Here is a 20,800-nt window from a genome sequence, read left to right on the forward strand (position 1 = left end):
TGACGCCGACTAAAGAACGAAGCTCAGGTCCCTGACCAATGCCCCCGGCAGCACAGAACTCCCCGTGCTGCGCTGGCCGTAGGTATCGCTGTCGATCAGCAATTCCGTTTCGCAAGTCAGGCCGAGCAGCTTGTCGCCAAGGATGCGAAACAGCGAGTCGTCAAAGCGCATGACGTTCAGCGGCGCCTTGATCTTCCCGCCTTCGACCCAGAAGGTCGCAAAGCGCGTCATGCCGGTCAGGCGGCAGTTGGCGCGGTCGGAAAAATTCAGATACCAGAGATTGCTGATGTAAACGCCGGTGTTCAGTTCATCGAGCACGCGCGACACCGGCAATGTGCCGCCCTCCAGCCGCAGCGAGGATGCGGACTCGCTGCCATCCGCGCCATTGGTCTCTATCCCGTATTCCTTGGCAGTGCGCGGAGACACCAGGCTGCCAGCCAGGCGGCCATGGTCGAACAGCGCCACTTGCTCCGGCTTGATGAAGCCGTCGCCCTGAAACGCCGGGGCCAGGCCGCCCGCCGTATCCTCCATCAGGTTCACCATGGCATTCAGCGCAACACCTTCATCGCGCATGCGGCGCAAGGGGCTTTGGCGCGTACGCAGCGCCTTCTCGGAGATGCCGCCCCAGTTCAGCATGCCGATGATTTCGCTCAGCGCCGTCGGCGTGAGATAGGCGCGGTACTCGCCGGGCAGAATGGTGACCGGCTCACGCTGCAGGATATCGAGCTGTTCGAGCGCGTTGCGGAACTTCGCTTCGAAGGCGGCGCTTTCCCATGCGAAGCCTGCGCAGGTCGTCTTCACCGCCTTGTCGCGGCTCTGGTACAGGCTCCAGTCGAGATTGAAGCTGGCGGTTTCATGCCAGTTGCGCTGGCCGAATGCATTGGCGAATCCGCGATAGACCGGCCCGGCCGCGAGTATGCCGACCAGATCGTGTCCGCGCGCGGCGGTAAGCACTTCGTCCACCATTTCGGCGCTGTCGGGCAGTTGCGATGCGACGATGTGTTCGGTCGAATGCACCTCGGTGGCAATCAGGAGATGCGGATCTTCCGGCAGGTCCGGCAATTGATCGCGCAGCTTGTCGACCACGTCGGCGAGCTGTGCGCGGTCGGCAGCGAGATCGCCGGCCAATGACAACGTGACCTCGGCGTGCCGCAGGCCGTCGATCAGGTTGAGCGACAGGTAGATCTGGCGCACATGGCCGGGCTGGCGTATCGCGCTGCGGTTGAAGCGCACGAAGTCAGAAGCCTCGGCGGAGAACCAGCATTTGTATTGCTCGCCACCTCGGATGCAGGTATCGAGGAAGGCGGCGATGTCGTGGAAATACTGTCGCATCATTCGCCTCCGAACACGTCGATGTCGCCGAACAGGCAGGCTGGCGATGCATGGCCGACGCGAATCACCTGCGAGGGTTCGCCCTTGCCGCAGAACGGCGTTCCCATCACGTTGAAGGTGCTGCCGTCGCCGACGGCCTTGAGCGAGCGCCAGAAGGTGGCCGAGATGCCGCGGTAATTCGGATTCTTCACGATGCCCTTGAGTTCACCGTCTTCGATCAGTTGGCCGAATTCGCAGCCGAACTGGAACTTGTTGCGCGAATCGTCGATCGACCAGGAGACGTTGGTGTCCATCAGCACGCCGTACTCGACCGACTTGATCATGCTCTGCAGGCTGGTGTCGCCCGGCTCGATGTTGAGATTGGCCATGCGGTCGATCGGCGGACGGTTCCAGTTGCAGGCGCGCGCATTGGCCACGCCCTCGATGCCGGCGCGCGACTGCGAGATGGCGCCGCCGAGCGGCCGTTCGAGAATGCCGTTGCGGATCAGATGAGCGCGCTCGGCGGGGCTGCCTTCGTCGTCCCAGAGATAGCTGGCGAATTGCTCCGGGCGCTCCGGATCGTAGGTCACATTCAACAGTTCGGAGCCGTAGCGGTAATGGCCGAACATGTCGAGCGTGACGAAACTGGTACCGGCGAAATTGCGCTCGTCGCCGAGGATGCGATCAAGTTCGAGCGGATGGCCGATCGACTCGTGGATCTGCAGCATCATCTGCTCCGGCATCAGCAGCAGATCCATCGTGCCTTCCGGGCAGTTCGGCGCGGCCAGCAGTGCCAGCGCCTGTTCGGCCACGCGCTGCCCGGCGCCCTGAAATGCGGCATGCTCCAGTACTTCCAGCCCGCCTTGCCGGCAATAGCCGTTGTACTGTCCGCCGAGGCTACGCGTCTGCGTGTCGCTGCCATCGTGGGCGGTCACGGCGAGGTTGGGAATCAGGTACTGGAACTGCTGCGACGCTTCGGCACCATCGGCCGTCAGATAGAGCTGCGAGGTCGTCACGCGCCACAAGGAGGCATACCAGTCGACGACGCGCGCGTCGATGCGGCAGGCGTTCGATTCCTGCATGAGCAGGTCGATCAGCTCGCGGCGCGACAGGGATTCAGCGTGCGCGACCGTGCCGGCGTAGCTGCCGCGCGGATTCGGCATGAGGATTTTCGCGTAATCGACGACGGAGCGGCCGGCACTCGCGTCAGCCCAGCGGCGCGCGCGGTCCAGCGCATCCTTCAGGCCGGCGGCGCTCAGATCGCTGGTGGCGGCATAGCCGTAGCCGCCGCCGTGCACCACGGTCACCATCGCGCCGCGGTCGATACGTGTGCTGAGCGGCTGCAGGACATCCTGGCGCACCGTCATTTGTTCGCTGCTCTCTTCCACCAGGCGCAGCGAGCAGAAATCCACCGCGGGCGCGAGTTGCTGGAACAGGGTTCGGATCGAATCCGGCAAGGTTCACCTCTTCAAAACAGGGACAATCAAGAACAGTATGAGGACTGAATTTCCGGCAGATCGTTCATTGTCGGACGGCATTTTTTTATCGTGCAGGCAGCAAAAGCATTGTCGGTTATTCAATCAATGGCATCTTTACGGGATGACGTTTTCATTAAAGAAATCAATACCAGCGGCCGGATTGCCACGTAAAATGGCTCGGCTGCATTGCGTCACCGGTCAAATTCCAATGAAAGCCAAACGCCATGACGACATTCAAGTGGACCAACCCCTATCCTAGCGTGCGTGTTCCCTTGTTTGCCCGTAATGTCGTGGCAACTTCCCAACCGCTCGCGGCGCAGGCCGGATTGCGCATGCTGCTGCGAGGCGGCAATGCCGTCGACGCCGCCATCGCCGCCGCCGCCGCGCTCACCGTGGTCGAGCCGGTTTCCTGCGGACTCGGTGGCGATGCCTTCGCCATCCTGTGGGACGGCAGCCAGCTCCACGGCTTGAATTCTTCCGGCCCGGCCCCCGCCGCGTGGACGCCCGCCTATTTTGCAAGAAAACACAGCGGCAAAATTCCGCAGCGCGGCTGGGATGCGGTCACTGTGCCGGGCATGGTGGCGGCCTGGGTGGAGATGTCGGAGCGCTTCGGCAAACTGCCCTTCCTCGACCTGTTCGAACCGGCCGTCGACCTGGCCGAGCGCGGTTTCATGGTCTCGCCCATTGTCCAGCATAAATGGGCCGCGGCGATACCGCTCCTGAAGGACCAACCCGGATTCGCGCGCGCCTTCATGCCGCACCGGCGGGCGCCGAAAGTCGGCGAACAATTCGTGTTTGCGGACGCCGCCCACACGCTTACCCGCATCGGCGAGACGCATGGCGAAGCCTTTTATCGCGGCGAACTGGCCGAAGCCATGGTACAGCACGCGCATCTGCATGGCGGCGCCATGACGCTCGACGATCTCGACGGCTTCCGGCCGGAATGGGTGACGCCGATCCAGAAGGATTTTGCCGGTTACACCTTGCACGAAATCCCGCCCAACGGCCAGGGGATCGCCGCACTGATCGCGCTCGGCATCGTCGACAAGCTCGATATCAAGCGTTATCCGGTCGATTCCGCCGACAGCCATCATCTGATGATCGAGGCGATGAAGCTGGCCTTCGCCGACACCTACCGCTGGGTGGCCGACAGCCACGCGATGACCAAGGTCAGCGCCGAAGACATGCTGAACGATGCCTACCTCGGGGAACGCGCGAAGATGATCGACATGCGCCATGCGACCGATTTCAAGCATGGCACGCCGCCCAAGGGCGGCACGGTCTACCTCAGCGTGGCGGATGAGCAAGGCATGATGGTGAGTTTCATCCAGTCCAACTACATGGGTTTCGGCTCCGGCGTGGTGGTTCCGGAAACCGGCATCAGCCTGCAGAACCGCGGCTATGGCTTCAGTCTTGACCCGAAGCATCCGAACTGCGTCGCGCCGGGCAAGCGCCCCTTCCATACCATCATCCCCGGTTTCGTCACCAGGGACGGCGAGCCGCAAATGAGCTTCGGCGTCATGGGTGGCAACATGCAGCCGCAAGGCCATCTGCAGACCCTGGTGCGCATGCTGGCGTATGGCCAGCAGCCGCAGGCGGCCTGCGATGCCCCGCGCTGGCGGGTGACCAACAGTATGTCGGTTGACATCGAGCACACGATGCCGGCCGACGTCATCAATGAGCTGGCGGCACGCGGGCATCGCGTCGAAAGCGTTGCCGACAGTTATATGGATTTCGGCGCCGGCCAGTTCGTGTGGAAAACCGCAAATGGCTATATTGCCGCCAGCGATCCGCGACGGGACGGGCAGGCGGTCGGCTTCTGAACACCGTTTACTCCTGAAATTCCGAGCTTCACTCCTTCAAGGCGGCGCCTCGTCGCAGCGCGCTATCGTTTGCGCCGGCGCTTTCCCATAATGCCTCCAACAGTTCGATTTCTCAGGAGTGCATCATGGAATTTACGCCTGTCATCCTCATCCACGTGCTGACCGCCACCGGCGCCATCGCGATCGGCGGCCTCACCTTCACGCTGAAAAAGGGCACGCCCCTGCATCGCCTGTTCGGCCGGCTGTGGGTGGGCCTGATGCTGAGTGCGGCGCTGGTGTCCTTCGGCATCCAGAACAGCGGGCACTTTTCCTGGATCCACCTGCTTTCCATATTTACGCTGGTGTCGGTCAGCGCAGCCGTCTATGCCGCAGTGAAGGGACGCATCGATGTGCATCGGCGCGGCATGACGCATGCCTACATCGCGCTGCTGGTTGCGGGCGCATTCACCTTTCTGCCGCAACGCCGGCTCGGGCATCTGCTCTGGCAAGCCGTTGGCCTGACCTGAAACAGATTTTTCGAGGAGATCATCGTGCAAAATTCCAACGCCTATCGAGACGCCAAGCGCTCCGTTGAACGCAAGATCGGCTTGACCATCCATGCCGCCGTGTTCGTCGCCGTCAATACCGGTCTGTTCCTGCTGAACCTGTTCTTTCTGCCGGGCAGGTTGTGGGTGGTCTGGCCGCTGTTCGGCTGGGGAATCGGGTTACTATTCCATGCTTGCGCGGTCCTGCTCAAAGGATCGCACGCCGGCTGGAAACAACGCATGATTGAAAACGAACTGAAAAAGCACGCGCGATAGAAAATATGCTTCAGGCCAATCCGCCCCTCCGCCATCCCTACCCGCGCTTGCGCCGCTTTGCGGCCGACCTCGCGATCACGCAGGTATTCAATGTCATGATCGCGGTATTGATCACCTATGTCGTGCAGGCCGGCGATTCCTTTTTCGTCAACCTGGTGGTGTCGATATGCATTGGAACATTGACCGTCACCTTCATTGACAGCGTACGCCTGGCCCTGTGGAGCGAGGGCCGGCCGCCGAAACTGCCCTTCATCGTATTGATTATCCTGTCCTATCTTGCAGCCCAGTATCTGGGCTACAGGATGGCGTCGCTCCTGCTGGATATCCCGATGGCGGCCTTTGAAGCGGCACGGATGCGTCATGGCACAGGGATGATGATCGGCGGCGGCGCAACGTTCATGTTCATCATTTGGTTTTTCTGGAGCCGCGAGCGCATCGCCTACCTGACGGCGGCAAGCGAAGCGGAAAAAGCGCGCGCCGCCGCTATCGAAAAACAGGCGATGCAGGCGCAACTGCAAATGCTGCAGGCGCAGATCGAACCGCACATGCTGTTCAATACGCTGGCCAACCTGCAGGGACTGATCGCGGTCGATGCGCAGCGCGCGCAGCACATGCTCGACCAGCTGATTCAGTATCTGCGCGCCACGCTGTCGGCATCGCGTTCCGAAAAGACCACGCTGGCGCAGGAGTTTTCCCTGCTGGACGCCTACCTCGGACTGATGAAGGTGCGCATGGGTTCGCGGCTGTCGTATGCGCTCCATCTGTCGGAGGATCTGCGCGACACGATGGTGCCGCCGATGCTGCTGCAACCGCTGGTCGAAAACGCGATCAAGCATGGACTCGAACCCAAAGTGGATGGCGGCCATATCGACGTGAAAGCGGTGCGGGATGGCGAACGGCTGACGCTGACCGTCGCCGACACCGGCCTGGGCCTTAAAGCCGCTGCCCATTCATCCGGCACACGCGTGGGCGTGGCCAACATCCGCGAACGCCTGCAAGTGCTGTACGGCGAGCAGGCGGCTTTCTCATTGACTCCCAACACGCCGTCCGGCGTCATTGCGAACATCACACTTCCACTATGACGACACTCCGCGCCATCGTCGCAGAAGACGAACCCATTCTTGCCTACACGCTTGTGCAAACGCTGCAACGGCTCTGGCCGGAACTGCAGATCGGCAGCGTCGTGGAAAACGGTGCCGCCGCGGTGCAGGAAGCGCTGGCCCAGCGCCCCGATGTGCTCTTCCTCGACATCAAGATGCCCGGCAAGACCGGCCTGGAAGCCGCGCAGGAACTGGCCGAGGACTGGCCCGACGACCGGCCCTTCCCGCTCGTGGTGTTCGTCACCGCCTACGATGAATATGCCTTGCAGGCATTCGAGCAGGCCGCGGCCGACTATGTGCTGAAACCGATCAGCGATGCCCGCATGGAAAAGACTGTCGAACGTCTGAAAGCGCGGCTGGCGCAGCACCAGGAGCGCAGTCACGAACTGGAGCGCATCGTCGGCCAGCTGCGCGCGCTGGTGCCCTCCGCACCGGTCGAGTCCGAACGCCTGAGCATCATCCGCGCCGCGATCGGCAACCAGATCCGCATGATTCCGGTGGCCGACGTGGTGTATTTCGAGGCCACCGACAAATACGTGAATGTCGTGACGGCCGACAGCGAATCCCTGATCCGCACCAGCCTGAAGGAATTGCTGCCGCAGCTCGACGGCAACCAGTTCTGGCAAATCCATCGCGGCACCATCGTCAATGCCAATCACATCCAGGCGGCGATTCGCGATGACAGCGGCAAGCTGTCAGTCAAGCTGCGCGGACGCAGTGAAAGCCTCACTGTAAGCAGGGTTTTCGCGCACCTGTTCAAGCAGATGTAATTGCTTTGCATCAAGGATTGCCGACGTTTTTATCGTTAATATTGCCATGAAGCAATTTTTGCTTCATAACGATTGCTCGCGGTATCGAAACCTCGTCTCACTCCCTCGACAGATCAAGCCTGTCGTGCAGCCAGACAGAACCTCCCCTCGGTCGCAGAAAGCGTGTCGGGCAATCAACTTGACCACAGAAAGATGATTGCATGACCGCGCTCCTGAACCGACTTTTCCTCTGGCAGAAATTTGCGCTGCTTTCCCTGTTTGGCGTGATCCTGGTATCCGTGCCGCTCGCGCTATACATCCATGAATCGAACAAGGCCGTGACAGTCGCATCGACCGAAGCGCGCGGTATCCGTCCGGTGCGCAGCATGCTGAGCGTGGTCCGGCTGGTCCAGCAGCACCGCGGTCTTTCCGCGATGGTATTGAACGGCAACGACAGCGCGCAGGCGCAACGCAGCGCGAAGCAGGAAGAAGCCGACAAGGCCTTCGCGGAAATGGATGCGGCGGCGAGCAGGCTTGGCGACAGCACGGTCCTCTCTGCGTGGAATGAGGCCAGGGAGCGCTGGACGACACTGTCGGGAAAGGTTGCCAAGCGCAGCCTCAGCGGCAGCGACAGTTTTGCCGAACACACCGCCCTGATTGCCCAACTCTTGAAGATCAACGAACGCATCGTCGATCACTTCGGGCTCAGCCTCGATGCGGATGCCGACAGCCACTACCTGGTCGACGTGGCGCTCGTCCAGTCGCCGGCACTGATGGAAACCCTGGGCCGCATGCGCGCCCGCGGCTCCGCTGTGCTCACCGCGAAGGCATCGACACTGGAGGAACGCGCGGCAATGGCGGCGCTCATCGACAAGGCCAATGAGCGTTTGGATGGCATCAAGAGTTCGCTGGAAAAATCGATCGCGTCGAACCGCTCGATTCAGGAAAAACTGGCCACGGCATTGCAAGGCGCCGCGAGCAAAGGCAGCGAGGTATTGCAGCTGACCAGCGAACAGGTCGTGAAGCCGGAAGCGTTTGCCTACGCCGGTTCGGACTACTACACGAAGATGACCGCGGCCATCGATGAGCAAGTGCAGTTTTATGATGTTGCGATCGCCGCGCTCGACGACATCCTGCACCACCGCGCGTCAAGGCTCACGTTCACGACCTACGCCCTGATCGGTACCATTCTCGCGATTGCCCTGCTGGCGGGCGTCGTCGGCTACCTGATCATCCGCTCCATCAGCCTGCCGATACGCGAAGCGGTTGCCGTCGCAAAGCGGGTAGCATCGGGCGACCTGAGCACGCGCATCGAGGTCAAGTCGCGGAATGAAACAGGACAACTGCTGCAGGCATTGAAGGAAATGAACGTCGGCCTGGCGAACATCGTCACCCGGGTACGTTCGGGCACCGACACCATCGCCACCGCGTCATCCCAGATCGCCGCCGGCAACCTCGACCTGTCCTCGCGCACCGAGCAGCAGGCCAGCTCGCTGGAAGAAACCGCGTCGTCGATGGAAGAGCTCACCAGCACCGTCAAGCAGAACGCCGACAATGCGCGCCAGGCCAACCAGCTGGCGCAGTCCGCTTCGGACATCGCCGGCAAGGGCGGCGTCATGGTGGCGGATGTGGTCGCGACCATGGGCTCGATCAACGCGTCCTCAAAGAAGATCGTCGACATCATCGGCGTCATCGACAGCATCGCCTTCCAGACCAACATCCTCGCATTGAATGCCGCAGTCGAGGCAGCGCGCGCCGGTGAACAGGGACGCGGCTTCGCGGTCGTCGCCACCGAAGTCCGCAATCTCGCGCAACGCTCCGCCAGCGCCGCGAAGGAAATCAAGGTGCTGATCAACGACTCGGTCGATCAGGTCGGCATCGGCACCCGCCTGGTCAATCAGGCCGGCGACACGATGAATGACATCGTCACCAGCATCAAGCATGTTTCTGACATCATTGCGGAAATCACCGCCGCCAGCAACGAGCAAAGCACCGGCATTGAACACGTTAACGAAGCTATCGTGCAAATGGACCAGACCACGCAGCAGAATGCCGCACTGGTGGAAGAAGCCGCCGCGGCTGCGGACGCGTTACGGGATCAGGCGCACAGCCTGGCGCAGGTGGTTGGCATGTTCCGCCTGAGCGAGTCGCGGTTCGACGTTGTCCACAATGTCACGGACCTGCCTTCGCATGCGGAAGGGAATGCGCCTGCGACGCAGCGCGTAACGAGTCAGGCCGGCAATCGTCGCATCGGACATACCGCACCGGTGAAGCGCATCGCAGCCTGAACAGGTTCTTGGAATCAGTTGGCAACCTGCTGTAGCGCAAACACGGCCAGCGGCACCGAGGTCATAATGAGTGCCGACAGTACACGGAAGCGCGCGCAGTAGCCGCGCTGCTTGAACCAGAATATGAGCGCCAGCGCGCCGAATCCATACAGCAGCGTAAACAATGCCAATGCACCAAAGCCCATCGAATGCAGGGATCGCGTGGTGAACAACACACCGAACAGGGACGCGGTAATCACCGCCAGCAGCGCCGCCACGTTCGACAGGAAAACATAAAATCCGTTGCGCTGCTTTGCCTGCGCCTGCGCGATGAGCGCCTGGCGCTTCAGGCGCACATCGCGTTGCAGGAGAAATACCAGCAGCGGATCAATCTGCCGGTACTGCAAAAGACCCACGGAGGCAGCAGCCACCAGGTCGTCGCGTCTAATCGTCATGCATCGCTCCTCAATTATTGTTCTTACAGATCGATGTAGCGGCGGGCCGTGCGCGACGTAGTGCGTCGATCACCTGCAGGTGTCTTGCCGACAGGTTGCTAGCGAGCCGAACCGCCTGGACTATCCAAAAAACGCCGGACTGCCGTTCCCTCGGCATGCAATGGTGATGACGCTTGCATTGGTGGATTGAATCGCTCGCCGATGCGCGCCTCAGCCGGAAAGCGCGGAGTGCGCCGAGTGGTGCCGAGTGTGCATTGGCGAAGCCGGGAATAACGATGTTTTCGGGATGCCCCTCATGCGTATTGCCAAATCTTCTACGCTGCCTATTTAATAGGCTTTCGCATGGCGCCACGTAGATATACATCAAGCGCTATCGACCGAATTTCACAAGCTTTATGCGATGTCAAATAGAGGGATTCGATCAATTGAATCAGGGAACAAGTTCCTCGCGGCATTTTCTCAGGAACGTGCCTCCAGCAGCTCGCGCAACTGCGCCGGCAGCAAAGTACGCAGGCGCTGGGAAATCGCCGCCTCGCGCTTGCTCCACCACACGCCCGCTGCGATCAATGCAAAGCCCAGCAGCGTCAGCACGACCACGAATGCAAAGCTGTCCTTGAACAGGTTCCGCGACAAGTCGCCCAGCACGATGATAATGCCGAGAGCGCCGAACTCCGCGAACACACGCCGCCCGAGCACCGCGCCGACGAACACCAATCCGAAATTCACGGCCAGGTACACCAGCTTGTCCGCCAGACGCCCCGAACCCATCATTGACAGCGCGCCCCAGAACGTCAGCAGGCCGAACAGGTAAAGCCAGAACGCGTAATCCTTGTCGTGCCGCGAGCGCAGGTCGACAAAGAAGGCGATCAGCAGCATCACCAGCCCGTACACCAGCGAGATCACCTTGCGCAACTGCCACGCCGGGCCGCCGAATAGTTCGACACTGCCGCCGCCTCCCTGCAGCAACAAGGCCGGCACGATGTCCATCCCCATGTACCACAGGGTCACGGCGATCGGCATGGTCAGGAAGGGATAGCGGAAGCGCCATAGCAGCACGACGCCGACAGCCAGCGTGGAAAGCTCCATCAATATCCAGCGCCAGTCGATGTAGGTGTGATAGTCGCGATAATGTTCCGCAGTCGGCCCGTCGGCCCAGAAGCCCAGCACATGCTGCAAGGCAAAGACGGCCAGCGGCACGAGCGCAATCGTCAGCGTCGCGAAGATACCCGCCGGAATGCCGTGGCCGCGCTTTTCCAGCACGACCGCAGCACCGACCGCCACAAGCGCGTACAGCACCGACAGCACCAGCAGCGCACCCATGCCAAGCGCTTCCACCGCGAGCGTGGTGAACAGGGTAACGGCGCTGATCGCCAGCATGCCACCGAGGTAGTAAAGCACATGCGATCCGGAGAAGTGCGGCGTGGTGCTCTGCGCCTGCTGGTGACGTTGCAACAGAAAGGCCAGCAGGCCATCGATCTCCCTGGGATCGAGCACGCCTGCGTCCGCCGCGGCTTGCAGGTCTTCGCGTTTCAGCATCATGGTTCTCCAGCGCTTGTTGTTTCGCTAATGTAGCGCCATTTCATGCGATGCGGTGACGCAACGCAAGTCCTCCGGAAGTATGAGCTGAAGCTTTGCCGAACGATACGCAGGCGATCAGTTACGCTTGAGGCTTTCCACCTTGCTGATCGTGCCCTGCGCAGTGGCAACCAGTTTCTCGGATTCCGCATCGCGTGCAAAGATGTCGCAGCGGCACACCGCCTGGCTCTTGCCCGCGTAGATCACGCCGGCCCGCGCCACCAGCGAAGCGCCGACCGCAGGCCGCACATAATTGATCTTGAACTCCGCCGTCAGCACCGCCGGCCCGAGCGCCATGCCGCCGGCAAAGGTCAGCGCATTGTCGGCCAGATAGCTCAGCACGCCGCCATGAGCAAAACCATGCTGCTGCTTCAAATCGTCGCGCAGCGGCAGGCCGATCGACACATTGGTTCCGTCGATGTGCTCGATGTCCGCGCCGAGCAGCTTGGAGAACGGCTGGGAATTCAGGGAATGCTTCGCATGCTGCAAAAGTTCGTCCACAAGATCCTCCGAGAGTGTATGCTATTAAAAAGATAGCGCGCTATCAAAACGATAGCGACAAAGACGGTAAAGGTCAAGCAAGGCATGGCGACGAAAAAAATCATTGAACCGGGAAAACCCGTCCGCAATTCCAAATCGGGGCAAGCCATCATGGCGCTGCTCGATCTGCTTGGGCGGCGCTGGGCGTTGCGTATCCTGTGGGAACTGCGCAGCGGTGAGCGCCTCTCTTTCCGCGCCCTGCAGGAAAGCTGCCAGATCTCCTCCCCCAACGCGCTCAACACGCGGCTGAAGGAATTGCGTCACGCCGGCATCGTCGATCTCGAGGGTGAAGGCGGCTACGGCCTGACCGAATCCGGCCGTTCCCTGCTGACCGCCGTCGGTCCACTGGCGGCCTGGGCGGACGACTGGGCGCGCACCGTCGGCCGCGAGGACCTCGCCTGCTATACCCGTGCAAAGGACAGAAGCGCCTGAAGCAATGCCCCGGATCAAGCCGGCCAAACGCCGCGCCGCCGCCCCGCTACGGTAAAATGTCCTGTTAAGCCATTCAACGAGACAGCCTTTCCAGAATTCCCCATGAGCACCAATTCCAAGAACACTGCTGCCAGCGACAACAACGCGCCGTCCTCCAATTTCCTGCGCGCCCTGATCGAAGCCGACCTTGCCTCGGGCAAGCACGCCAACCGCACCGACCCCAACGGCAATCTGCTGCCCACGGTCGTGACCCGCTTCCCGCCCGAGCCCAACGGCTACCTGCACATCGGCCACGCCAAGTCGATCTGCCTCAACTTCGGCCTCGCGCGCGACTACGGCGGGCGCTGCACCATGCGCTTCGACGACACCAACCCGACCAAGGAAGAGCAGGAATACGTCGACACCATCCTCGACGCGGTCAAATGGCTGGGCTTCGACTGGAAGGACGCCAGCGGCGAACACCTCTACTTCGCCAGCGACTACTTCGACCAGATGTACATGATGGCCGAATACCTGATCAGCGCCGGCCACGCCTACGTCGACAGCCAGAGCGCCGAAGACATGGCGAAGAACCGCGGCAACTTCGGCGAACCCGGCAAGAACTCGCCCTTCCGCGACCGCCCCGCCGCCGAATCGCTCGACCTGTTCCGCCGCATGAAACTCGGCGAATTCAAGGATGGCGAACACATCCTGCGCGCCAAGATCGACATGGCCTCGCCCAACATGAACATGCGCGACCCCGCGATCTACCGCATCCGCCATGCGCATCATCACCGCACCGGCGACAAGTGGTGCATCTACCCGATGTACGACTACGCGCACCCGATCGAAGACGCCATCGAATACGTCACGCACTCCTTCTGCACGCTCGAATTCCAGGACCACCGCCCGTTCTACGACTGGGTGCTGGAGCGCCTCGCCGAAGGCGGCTTCTTCAAGAAACCGCTGCCCGAGCAAACCGAATTCGCGCGCCTCAACCTCACCTACGCCATCACCAGCAAAAGAAAACTCCTGCAACTGGTCGAGGAAAAAATCGTCGACGGCTGGGACGACCCGCGCATGCCCACCATCGTCGGCATCCGCCGCCGCGGCTACACGCCCGAATCCATCCAGCTCTTCGCCGAACGCATCGGCGTCGCCAAGTCCGACAGCTGGATCGACATGAGCACGCTCGAAGGCGCACTGCGCGACGACCTCGACGCCAAGGCCCCGCGCGCCGTAGCAGTCCTGAAGCCGCTCAAGCTCATCATCGACAACTTCCCGGACAGCCTGGTCGACGAATGCAAGGCCCCGATCCACCCGCATCACCCGGAACGTGGTCACCGCACTTTCCCGCTCACCAAGGAAGTGTGGATCGAGGAAGAAGACTTCATGGAAGTGCCGACCAAGGGCTACTTCCGCTTCTTCCCCGGCAACAAGGTGCGCCTGAAGTACGGCTACGTGGTCGAATGCACCGGCTGCGACAAGGACGCCAACGGCAAGGTCATCGCCGTGCACTGCAACTACTTCGCCGACTCCAAGAGCGGCACCGAAGGCAGCGCCAACTACAAGGTCAAGGGCACCATCCCCTGGGTCAGCGTGCAGCATGCACTGGAAGCGGAAGTGCGTTTGTACGACCGCCTGTTCAGCGACCCGCAGCCGGACGCGGGCGGCAAGGATTTCAAACTAGCCTTGAATCCGAATGCGAAGGAAGTGATTACCGCTTACCTGGAACAGGGCATGCGGCATGCGCTGCCGGATGAGAAGTTCCAGTTTGAGCGGCATGGGTATTTTGTGGCGGATCGGGTGGAGCACTCGGCGGGGAGGCCAGTGTTTAATCGGGTGGTTACGTTGAAGGATAGTTGGGGGAAGTAATAAATGACGGCAGCTATACAGGTCACCACATCACTTTGTCAGTAGATCGGCTTCATAGTCAGAAAGACTTACCATGCGAATCTTGAAATTTGAGGTAACGGGGCTCCTAAATCGAGACAATAATATTAGTGTTAGCCTTTCCGACGATTTAAATATCCTAACTGGAAGAAATGGTGCAGGCAAAACGAGTGTACTCAAGCTCCTCTGGTACATCGTAAGCGGGAACATCATCCTCGCACTTCGTGAAGTCCCCTTCAAAAAAGCGGCCTTAACCACAGATAGATATCTTTGCATCATACATCGCACTGGGCCGTCAACTTGCAAGATTGAATTGTCTCTCGCAAGTGGTCAGGCGTATCTCTTCGAAGACGAGTACGACCAAGGCGACGATTCAATGATCAATGCTGAAGATCAGGCAAACCCGCTACTTATCGAAAATGGCTCTTCGGTTTTTTTTCCTACATTTCGAAGAATCGAAGGCGGGTTCTCCCTTGACAGCCAAAGGTCAGGAAATGCATTGGCAAGAGCCGTACGAGCAAAGAGCGACGTAGAAGAGGCCTTACTTGTACTTTCCAGAAGATTGACGAACGAGCCACACGTCTTTGTCTCGTCAATCTCGACGGTAGATATTGTCACACTTCTTCTTCGCCAACATTCCGACCTTTCTGAGATTTACAACGCACTCCAACAAAATACCTCTCAGTCGATTATTCAGACTATCAAAGAATACAAACGAAGCGGCGAAGATGCAGACAAAATCGACTCGGCCCACAACGTGCTTGACAACATTCGCGATCGAATAGAAAGCATGGAGGGAGAGCGCGAGCGAATAATGCAACCAATTGAAGCAGTGCGGGAGCTGGTTGAGCGCCTTTTTAAACATACCGGAATTAAAATCGGAAACAGACTCAGCTTTGGCGACGCAGCGAATGCCGTAAATTCTGACGCCCTATCAGCCGGCGAGAAGCAAATGCTAAGCTTCATATGCTATAACGCGTTCTACAAGAACAGCGTCATATTTATCGATGAGCCTGAGCTGAGCTTGCACGTTGATTGGCAACGCCAGTTGTTCCCCATACTTCAAAAGCAACAGTCTTCAAATCAATTCATCATAGCAACGCACTCCCCCTTCATCTACAGCAAGTATCCTGACAAAGAAGTGAGCCTCGACTCCGACCGTGGAGACACGGAGGAATAGATGAAGCAAGGCTCTAAAGTAGAAATGACAATTGATGAGATCATTGCGACACTAGTTCACAGCTCACTACCAACACTCATAATCGAAGGAAGCGACGACGTAATTGTCTACCGAAGAATGGAAGATGTTTTCTCAGACATTGAACTTTCCGTAATGTCTGTTGGCGGGAGAGAAAACGTTCTGAAAATATTCCAGAGAATCGGGGATTTCAAAAGCCATAAAAAGATTGCATTCATTGCGGATCGCGATACGTGGTTGCACACCGGAGTCCCCGCTTCGTTCATTTCTGAGTGTATGTTTATTACCGATGGGTACTCCATTGAAAACGACATATATCGGGATGGTTCGTTAGAAAAACTGCTCACAAAGGAAGAAGAAGAGAAATTTCGCAACGAAATTGCTCAGTTCATTCGATGGTATGCATTGTCGCTTAGCCGCTTGCTTTCAGGTCAACCTTCATCCATCGATTTGTATCCTGGAATTATTCTTGACGATGTAGAGCAGTACGCGGTGCGCACGCAATTGGAGCTAGGGGAGATGTACCCCGAGGAATTGGTTACCACACTCATGCAAGACTACGCGAAATTGGTACGTGGTAAATCGCTATTTGCAGTACTAGGGAGACAAATTTCTTACAAAAGAAGAAGGCCACGTGTTCATCACGAAGCGCTTCTAGAAGTTCATTCTGCGGCACCTGGCCCCCTTTTGCAAAAACTATACATGTCCGTCGCTCAATTTTTTGGATGCGAGGCCCCCCCGATAACCTGACAATTTCAACGTAGATAATGGTGAACAGGTCAAAAAGTCTCAGCAAGCAAGCGTAGGGTCCGCTCCGCGCACAATTTCCCCTTCTGAATAGCAAGTAGGGTGCGCTCGGCGCACAAACTCCTTCAACGTATATATGGGGTCAGACTCGATAAAAATTTAAGTCGATTCTGAACCTCAAATTTTCATTGCTCGACGATGATCATCCAGCCCACGCCGAAACGGTCGGCGACCATGCCGAAGCACGGTGAATAGAAGGTTTTGGTCAACGGCATCTGTACCTTACCGCCGTCGGCCAGCGCCGCGAACAGGCGCTCGGCGTGCGCCGGATCGGTCGCCGACAGCGACAGCGAAAATCCCTGGAAGACTGGTTTTCCCGTGCAATAGCCGTCGGATGCCATGAGCGTCGTTTCGCCGATATTAAAGCTCGCGTGCATCACCTTTTCCGACGAGGCCTGCGGCCCGCAGGTGCTCTCCGGTTGCGGTTCAGGGTTGTCCTTGAAACGCATGAGCATCGTGACTTCGGCGCCGAGCGCCTTGCGGTAAAACTCGAGGGCTTCTTCGCAGCGTCCGTCAAAGAACAGATAGGGTTGGACTTGCATGATGTTCTCCTTGTGGGGGTATCGTTGATTTTGGGGTTCTGGCTTGTCGCGCACTCGCCCAGGCTACTGGCGCGTTGCGATTTGCGCGCGCAGGCGCTCTTCCTGCGCCCTGAGTTCGGGCGTAAATTCGGCGCCGAAATCTTCTGCCTCGAACACCGGGCGGATCTCGATTTCGGCCTCTCCGCCTATCATCGGATTGGGGCAGCGCCTGACCCATTCGACCGCCTCTTCCATCGATTTCACCTGCCACAGCCAGAAACCGGCGATCAGTTCCTTCGTTTCGGCAAAGGGGCCGTCGATCACGCTGCGCTTGTCGCCGGAGAAACGGACGCGCTTGCCCTTGGAACTGGGGTGCAGCCCCTCGCCTGCCAGCATGATCCCGGCCTTCACCAGCTCTTCGTTGAATTTGCCCATTTCGGCCAGCAGCTTTTCATCCGGCATCACGCCGGCTTCGGATTTCTTGTCGGCTTTGATCAGAATCATGACTCGCATTTCTATCGCTCCTGTTGATTGAGTTGACGGGAAGCGCGGTTTTCCACGCTCCTGACAGTACGACGAATGACATGCGATGAAATCGACATTCTGAGCAAAATTTTTTGAGGCGCCCCACTTCATCTGTTCGGTCCTGGCGACGCATCCTATGCAATGTGTTGGCTCATACCAAACAGAAGCTGCGGCAATTCGCTTCCAAGTGCGTTGATCAACTGGCAGCCGTCTTCAAATACCCTCGTTTTTTCAATGGCTTATCAGTCTTCCTGAACCAATCAGGCCGGCTGGCCCACTCCGTGCAATAGCCTCCTCGGGCGCAACACAATGCGCATTCACACAATCCGCCTTGGTAGGAAAAATTGCACATGAAATCGACCCTTTTCATCAAAAATCCAGAGCTGTGGAGTCCCCGGATCGGGGTCGCGCTGGTGAAGCCCGTATAACAAGTCAGGAGTCGTCATGGGCCATTCATCTACCGCCTTCACTTTTAAGATGGCAGCCGTATTGTTCGCACTTCTCACCGATACAGCCGTTGCTGCAGGAGATGCTGAGCGTGGTGCACGGGACTTCCGACCGTGTATGGCCTGCCATTCCGTCAATCTCGGTGAGCACTCGACGGGGCCAAGCTTGGCCAATTTGTGGAGCCGCAAAGCCGGAACGGCTGAAGGCTTCCCCCGCTACTCCGAGGCGCTGAAAGGCGCGGACGTCGTATGGAACGAGAGCAGCCTCGATAAGTGGCTCAGCAATCCACGAGGATTCATTCCCGGAACCAGCATGGCTTTTCAGGGAATCAAGGATGCACGGGAGCGCGCCGATCTCATCGCTTACCTGAAAGCGGTTTCCGAGAAAAAACGATAGCAAGCGTAGGGTGCGCTTCGCGCATCATTCTCCCCTCCACCGCCGTAATACTTTGCGCAACTGATTTTTCTCCGGACCGGTGCGCGTAGCGCACCCTGCCATTCTGTCAATGCCGAATTACCTATATATGGGGTCAGACTCGATTACGTAAGGCAGCGCCATGCATAGAGCAAAACAGTTTTTGCAGAATGATGTTTAAGTCTCATCAACCAAAAATAGTTTCGCGAAGCGCAGAGCTTGCTCCAGTCAGGTCTTGCAATCCAACACGCACGATTGCAAGCCTGGCCCCAATATGTCGACGGGGATGCCCCTTCCCCCCCTACCGATACCGAATTACCGAAGGGCGAACGTCAATGTGACGACCAGCGACACCTATGGATCCTACTCAAATTGGTAGGTAGTGCATTCTGATAGCCTCGTCTCCATTGCCAAGAAAAAGGAGAACATCGATGGACACCGCCTATCCGCAAACGAAATTCGGGATAACCGCACTGAGGGCTGCCGATTTAGCATCGAGAGGAGTTGCCCCGGCCGATGCGTGGCGATCAGCTGCGCTCAGCATTTTCCCCGACAGTCTTGCGAACCAAGTGAAGGGCTGCCCAAAGTCAGCATTTCTTGGGCTCGCGGAAGCCGGGCATATTGACGGCATCCTGCCAGGTAAGTACACGACTTCCGTAGATAATAAGCGCTATGCCGTAGACGCCTTGCGCCTGCTACAGGCTAATCCTGCTCTTGCGGATAAGCCAGATGAATTATGGCAACGCGTCCTAAAGGGTGACCATAAAAGGCACAACAATCAGATGAACGTCGTCATTGCCCTTTGGAAGGCACGAAAGTTCGTGTGCCAAAACAATTCAAAATAGCAAGCGTAGGGTGCGTCCCACGCACCATTTCCCCTCGCACCTCGTGATGCTTTCACACGACCGACGCTCTCTGGACCGGTGCGTGCTAACGAAACAGTGGAGGAATGGGGTCAGGTCTTGCAATCACACATCCGCTGACTTGCAAGACCTGACCCCATCTAGACCTCGTGGCCCCATCTAGACCTCGATCTACCGGTCCTTTGCCAGCGCCTTCTGGAAGGACGCGTCGTCAAACAACTCGCCGGCGAGCTTGCGGTAAAGCCCCTCGTATTGCCCCGCTGCCTGCGGGATGGCCACGACGCCGACGAAGGGCGAGTCCCACGCAGAACTGACGCTCACTTCGCGGTCGTACTTCACGGTGCCGGCGCGCGAGACGACAATGCGCGCGGCGAGCGAAGCCTTGCCTGCGCCAATGGAAGCGTCCACGTCGCTTTGCGTCAGCGTTCCCGAGATCACCGTCTTCGCGTCCGGGTCATACAGGCCTGCCGACTGGAGCTCTACCTTCAGGGTGTCGCCTAGGTAGTGCGCGAACGAGCCATTGCTCGGTGAGCCGAGACCGTTGCCGCGGATGCTGTGGCCCTTGTCGATGTCGGGCCTGGACGGGTCGGCAGCGAAGGTGCCGACGGCGGCCGGCGCCAGCTCCTTGCCCCGCAGCTTGACCGTGTTCTCGATGGTCGGCTTGGGCGGGCCCATCGTCATCTGCGCGCAGCCGGTAAGCTGCGCCGCTACAGTCCAGACGGCCGCGGCGAGGACAAGCCGGAAAACCTGTGTCATGTCACACCCCGCCTCAGTTGAACGCCGCATCGTGCGACAGGTCGCGCAGCGCGTTGCTCAGCACATCCTTCGTCATCGTGCGCACGGCCACTTCGAGGTTTTCTGACTTCACTGCGTTCACAGGCGCATTGGCGTTGCCCAGGACCGTATGGATGGCATGGCGGGCCGTTTTGGTCACGGGCTGAGTCTTGCCGGGAGCGAGGTAAGAGACGGTGCAGATGTAGCCGTCCGTGACCGCGCTGCCGGCCAGGCCGAAGGTCAAGCCGGTCACGAAGCCCTTGGAAGCCGCATCTTCGGTCAGCGGGACGTTATTGAGCGTGACGTTAAGGATGGCGTCGTCGGGCGAGGTCGAATCGATCGCGGAGAACATGCCGCTCGTCTTAACCTGTTCGGCTACGGTCTCCTTCAGGAAATCCGTGGCGCGCGCATTCGGCGCACCCTTGCTCTGGAATTCGAACACCAGCCGCACTGGCTTGGGCTGCGCGACCTTCTTCATCTCCGAAAGGGGAACGGCCTTGGTCGCCGTGTCGACGTACACGCTCGCGCATCCGGACAGCAAGACCGCGCCGGCCACGACACATGCGGACATGAGGCGCTGAAGGAAACAGAAACGGGATCGGGAATTTGAATTCAAGGACACGGTCTTCTCCACAGATGAAGGATGTTGGAAACGCCGCTCAAGGAACGGCCGTCGATGTTGCCATCGCGCCAGATCATACCTTCGTCTGGAAAGAGGCGGCTCCCATGATCATGGGAATCGGCACAGTGATATTAGTACGTGAACGGGGTCAGGTCTTGCAATCACACATCCGCTGGCCTGCAAGACCTGCTCCCATCTGGGCCTCCCTTGTCGCCGCCCATCCATGC

The 20,800-nt window shown here is 59.1% G+C and carries 21 protein-coding genes; 12 read left to right on the forward strand and 9 right to left on the reverse strand.

Annotation, left to right across the window (positions count from 1 at the left end; all coding sequences use genetic code 11):
* Nucleotides 1-9: 9 nt before the first annotated feature.
* Nucleotides 10-1,335, reverse strand: coding sequence for a metallopeptidase TldD-related protein (locus tag E6W33_RS17360; RefSeq protein ID WP_247869681.1), 1,326 nt, complete (start codon nucleotides 1,333-1,335; stop codon nucleotides 10-12).
* Entirely contained in the window at nucleotides 1,332-2,768 is a 1,437-nt protein-coding gene (locus E6W33_RS17365; protein ID WP_136418579.1) for a TldD/PmbA family protein, read from the reverse strand. The genes E6W33_RS17360 and E6W33_RS17365 overlap by 4 nt, the downstream gene beginning before the upstream one ends.
* 245 nt (nucleotides 2,769-3,013) lie before the next feature.
* On the opposite strand from E6W33_RS17365, the gene ggt reads away from it, so the two are divergent.
* From ggt to E6W33_RS27875, 6 genes are all read left to right on the forward strand, one after another.
* A complete protein-coding gene (gene ggt / locus E6W33_RS17370) occupies nucleotides 3,014-4,612 on the forward strand; it encodes a gamma-glutamyltransferase (RefSeq protein WP_136418580.1) in 1,599 nt (532 codons plus the stop codon).
* A 125-nt stretch (nucleotides 4,613-4,737) separates the two neighbouring features.
* On the forward strand, nucleotides 4,738-5,118 hold the full coding sequence (locus E6W33_RS17375; RefSeq protein ID WP_136418581.1) for a DUF2306 domain-containing protein: 381 nt from the start codon (nucleotides 4,738-4,740) through the stop codon (nucleotides 5,116-5,118).
* A gap of 24 nt (nucleotides 5,119-5,142) precedes the next feature.
* A complete protein-coding gene (locus E6W33_RS17380) occupies nucleotides 5,143-5,412 on the forward strand; it encodes a 2TM domain-containing protein (RefSeq protein ID WP_168798677.1) in 270 nt (89 codons plus the stop codon).
* A gap of 5 nt (nucleotides 5,413-5,417) precedes the next feature.
* A complete protein-coding gene (locus E6W33_RS17385; RefSeq protein WP_136418583.1) occupies nucleotides 5,418-6,494 on the forward strand; it encodes a histidine kinase in 1,077 nt (358 codons plus the stop codon).
* Nucleotides 6,491-7,282: a LytTR family DNA-binding domain-containing protein gene (locus tag E6W33_RS17390; RefSeq protein ID WP_136418584.1), complete on the forward strand. Its 792-nt coding sequence runs from the start codon at nucleotides 6,491-6,493 to the stop codon at nucleotides 7,280-7,282. The genes E6W33_RS17385 and E6W33_RS17390 overlap by 4 nt, the downstream gene beginning before the upstream one ends.
* 200 nt (nucleotides 7,283-7,482) lie before the next feature.
* Nucleotides 7,483-9,549, forward strand: coding sequence for a methyl-accepting chemotaxis protein (locus tag E6W33_RS27875; protein ID WP_282183704.1), 2,067 nt, complete (start codon nucleotides 7,483-7,485; stop codon nucleotides 9,547-9,549).
* 14 nt (nucleotides 9,550-9,563) lie between these two features.
* On the opposite strand, the gene E6W33_RS17400 is transcribed toward E6W33_RS27875, so the two are convergent.
* The 3 genes from E6W33_RS17400 to E6W33_RS17410 all read right to left on the reverse strand — a co-directional run bounded on the left by E6W33_RS17400 (nucleotide 9,564) and on the right by E6W33_RS17410 (nucleotide 12,059).
* A complete protein-coding gene (locus E6W33_RS17400) occupies nucleotides 9,564-9,983 on the reverse strand; it encodes a hypothetical protein (protein WP_136418585.1) in 420 nt (139 codons plus the stop codon).
* A 459-nt stretch (nucleotides 9,984-10,442) separates the two neighbouring features.
* Nucleotides 10,443-11,522, reverse strand: a complete 1,080-nt coding sequence (locus tag E6W33_RS17405) for a DUF2157 domain-containing protein (protein ID WP_136418586.1) — start codon at nucleotides 11,520-11,522, stop codon at nucleotides 10,443-10,445.
* Nucleotides 11,523-11,636: 114 nt separating this feature from the next.
* Complete coding sequence (locus E6W33_RS17410) at nucleotides 11,637-12,059, reverse strand: PaaI family thioesterase (RefSeq protein WP_136418587.1); 423 nt, start codon at nucleotides 12,057-12,059, stop codon at nucleotides 11,637-11,639.
* Between the two features lie 84 nt (nucleotides 12,060-12,143).
* On the opposite strand from E6W33_RS17410, the gene E6W33_RS17415 reads away from it, so the two are divergent.
* From E6W33_RS17415 to E6W33_RS17430, 4 genes are all read left to right on the forward strand, one after another.
* Entirely contained in the window at nucleotides 12,144-12,530 is a 387-nt protein-coding gene (locus E6W33_RS17415; protein ID WP_136418588.1) for a helix-turn-helix domain-containing protein, read from the forward strand.
* Between the two features lie 102 nt (nucleotides 12,531-12,632).
* Nucleotides 12,633-14,384 carry a glutamine--tRNA ligase/YqeY domain fusion protein gene (locus tag E6W33_RS17420; protein WP_136418589.1) on the forward strand — a complete coding sequence of 584 codons (1,752 nt, stop codon included), beginning with the start codon at nucleotides 12,633-12,635 and terminating at the stop codon, nucleotides 14,382-14,384.
* A gap of 73 nt (nucleotides 14,385-14,457) precedes the next feature.
* Nucleotides 14,458-15,582 (forward strand): ATP-binding protein, encoded by a 1,125-nt coding sequence (locus E6W33_RS17425; protein ID WP_136418590.1) that lies wholly within the window; start codon nucleotides 14,458-14,460, stop codon nucleotides 15,580-15,582.
* Nucleotides 15,583-16,350 (forward strand): DUF4435 domain-containing protein, encoded by a 768-nt coding sequence (locus E6W33_RS17430; RefSeq protein ID WP_136418591.1) that lies wholly within the window; start codon nucleotides 15,583-15,585, stop codon nucleotides 16,348-16,350. It abuts the gene before it with no gap.
* Nucleotides 16,351-16,532: 182 nt separating this feature from the next.
* Here the strand turns inward: E6W33_RS17430 and E6W33_RS17435 are convergent, their stop codons facing one another.
* On the reverse strand, nucleotides 16,533-16,949 hold the full coding sequence (locus tag E6W33_RS17435; protein WP_136418592.1) for a VOC family protein: 417 nt from the start codon (nucleotides 16,947-16,949) through the stop codon (nucleotides 16,533-16,535).
* Between the two features lie 63 nt (nucleotides 16,950-17,012).
* A complete protein-coding gene (locus E6W33_RS17440) occupies nucleotides 17,013-17,441 on the reverse strand; it encodes a YciI family protein (protein WP_136418593.1) in 429 nt (142 codons plus the stop codon).
* Between the two features lie 456 nt (nucleotides 17,442-17,897).
* Between E6W33_RS17440 and E6W33_RS17445 the strand changes: the two genes are divergently transcribed.
* The gene (locus E6W33_RS17445; RefSeq protein WP_211097364.1) at nucleotides 17,898-18,296 is read left to right on the forward strand and encodes a cytochrome c family protein; all 399 of its coding nucleotides are present in this window, start codon (nucleotides 17,898-17,900) and stop codon (nucleotides 18,294-18,296) included.
* 449 nt (nucleotides 18,297-18,745) lie between these two features.
* Entirely contained in the window at nucleotides 18,746-19,159 is a 414-nt protein-coding gene (locus E6W33_RS17450; protein ID WP_136418594.1) for a hypothetical protein, read from the forward strand.
* A 189-nt stretch (nucleotides 19,160-19,348) separates the two neighbouring features.
* Here E6W33_RS17450 and E6W33_RS17455 read toward each other — a convergent pair whose 3' ends face one another.
* Nucleotides 19,349-19,933: a hypothetical protein gene (locus E6W33_RS17455; protein WP_136418595.1), complete on the reverse strand. Its 585-nt coding sequence runs from the start codon at nucleotides 19,931-19,933 to the stop codon at nucleotides 19,349-19,351.
* 13 nt (nucleotides 19,934-19,946) lie between these two features.
* On the reverse strand, nucleotides 19,947-20,522 hold the full coding sequence (locus tag E6W33_RS17460; RefSeq protein ID WP_136418596.1) for a hypothetical protein: 576 nt from the start codon (nucleotides 20,520-20,522) through the stop codon (nucleotides 19,947-19,949).
* Between the last annotated feature and the right edge of the window lie 278 nt (nucleotides 20,523-20,800).

It is taken from the genome of Herbaspirillum sp. ST 5-3, assembly GCF_004804275.1.
Classification (GTDB): domain Bacteria; phylum Pseudomonadota; class Gammaproteobacteria; order Burkholderiales; family Burkholderiaceae_D; genus Noviherbaspirillum.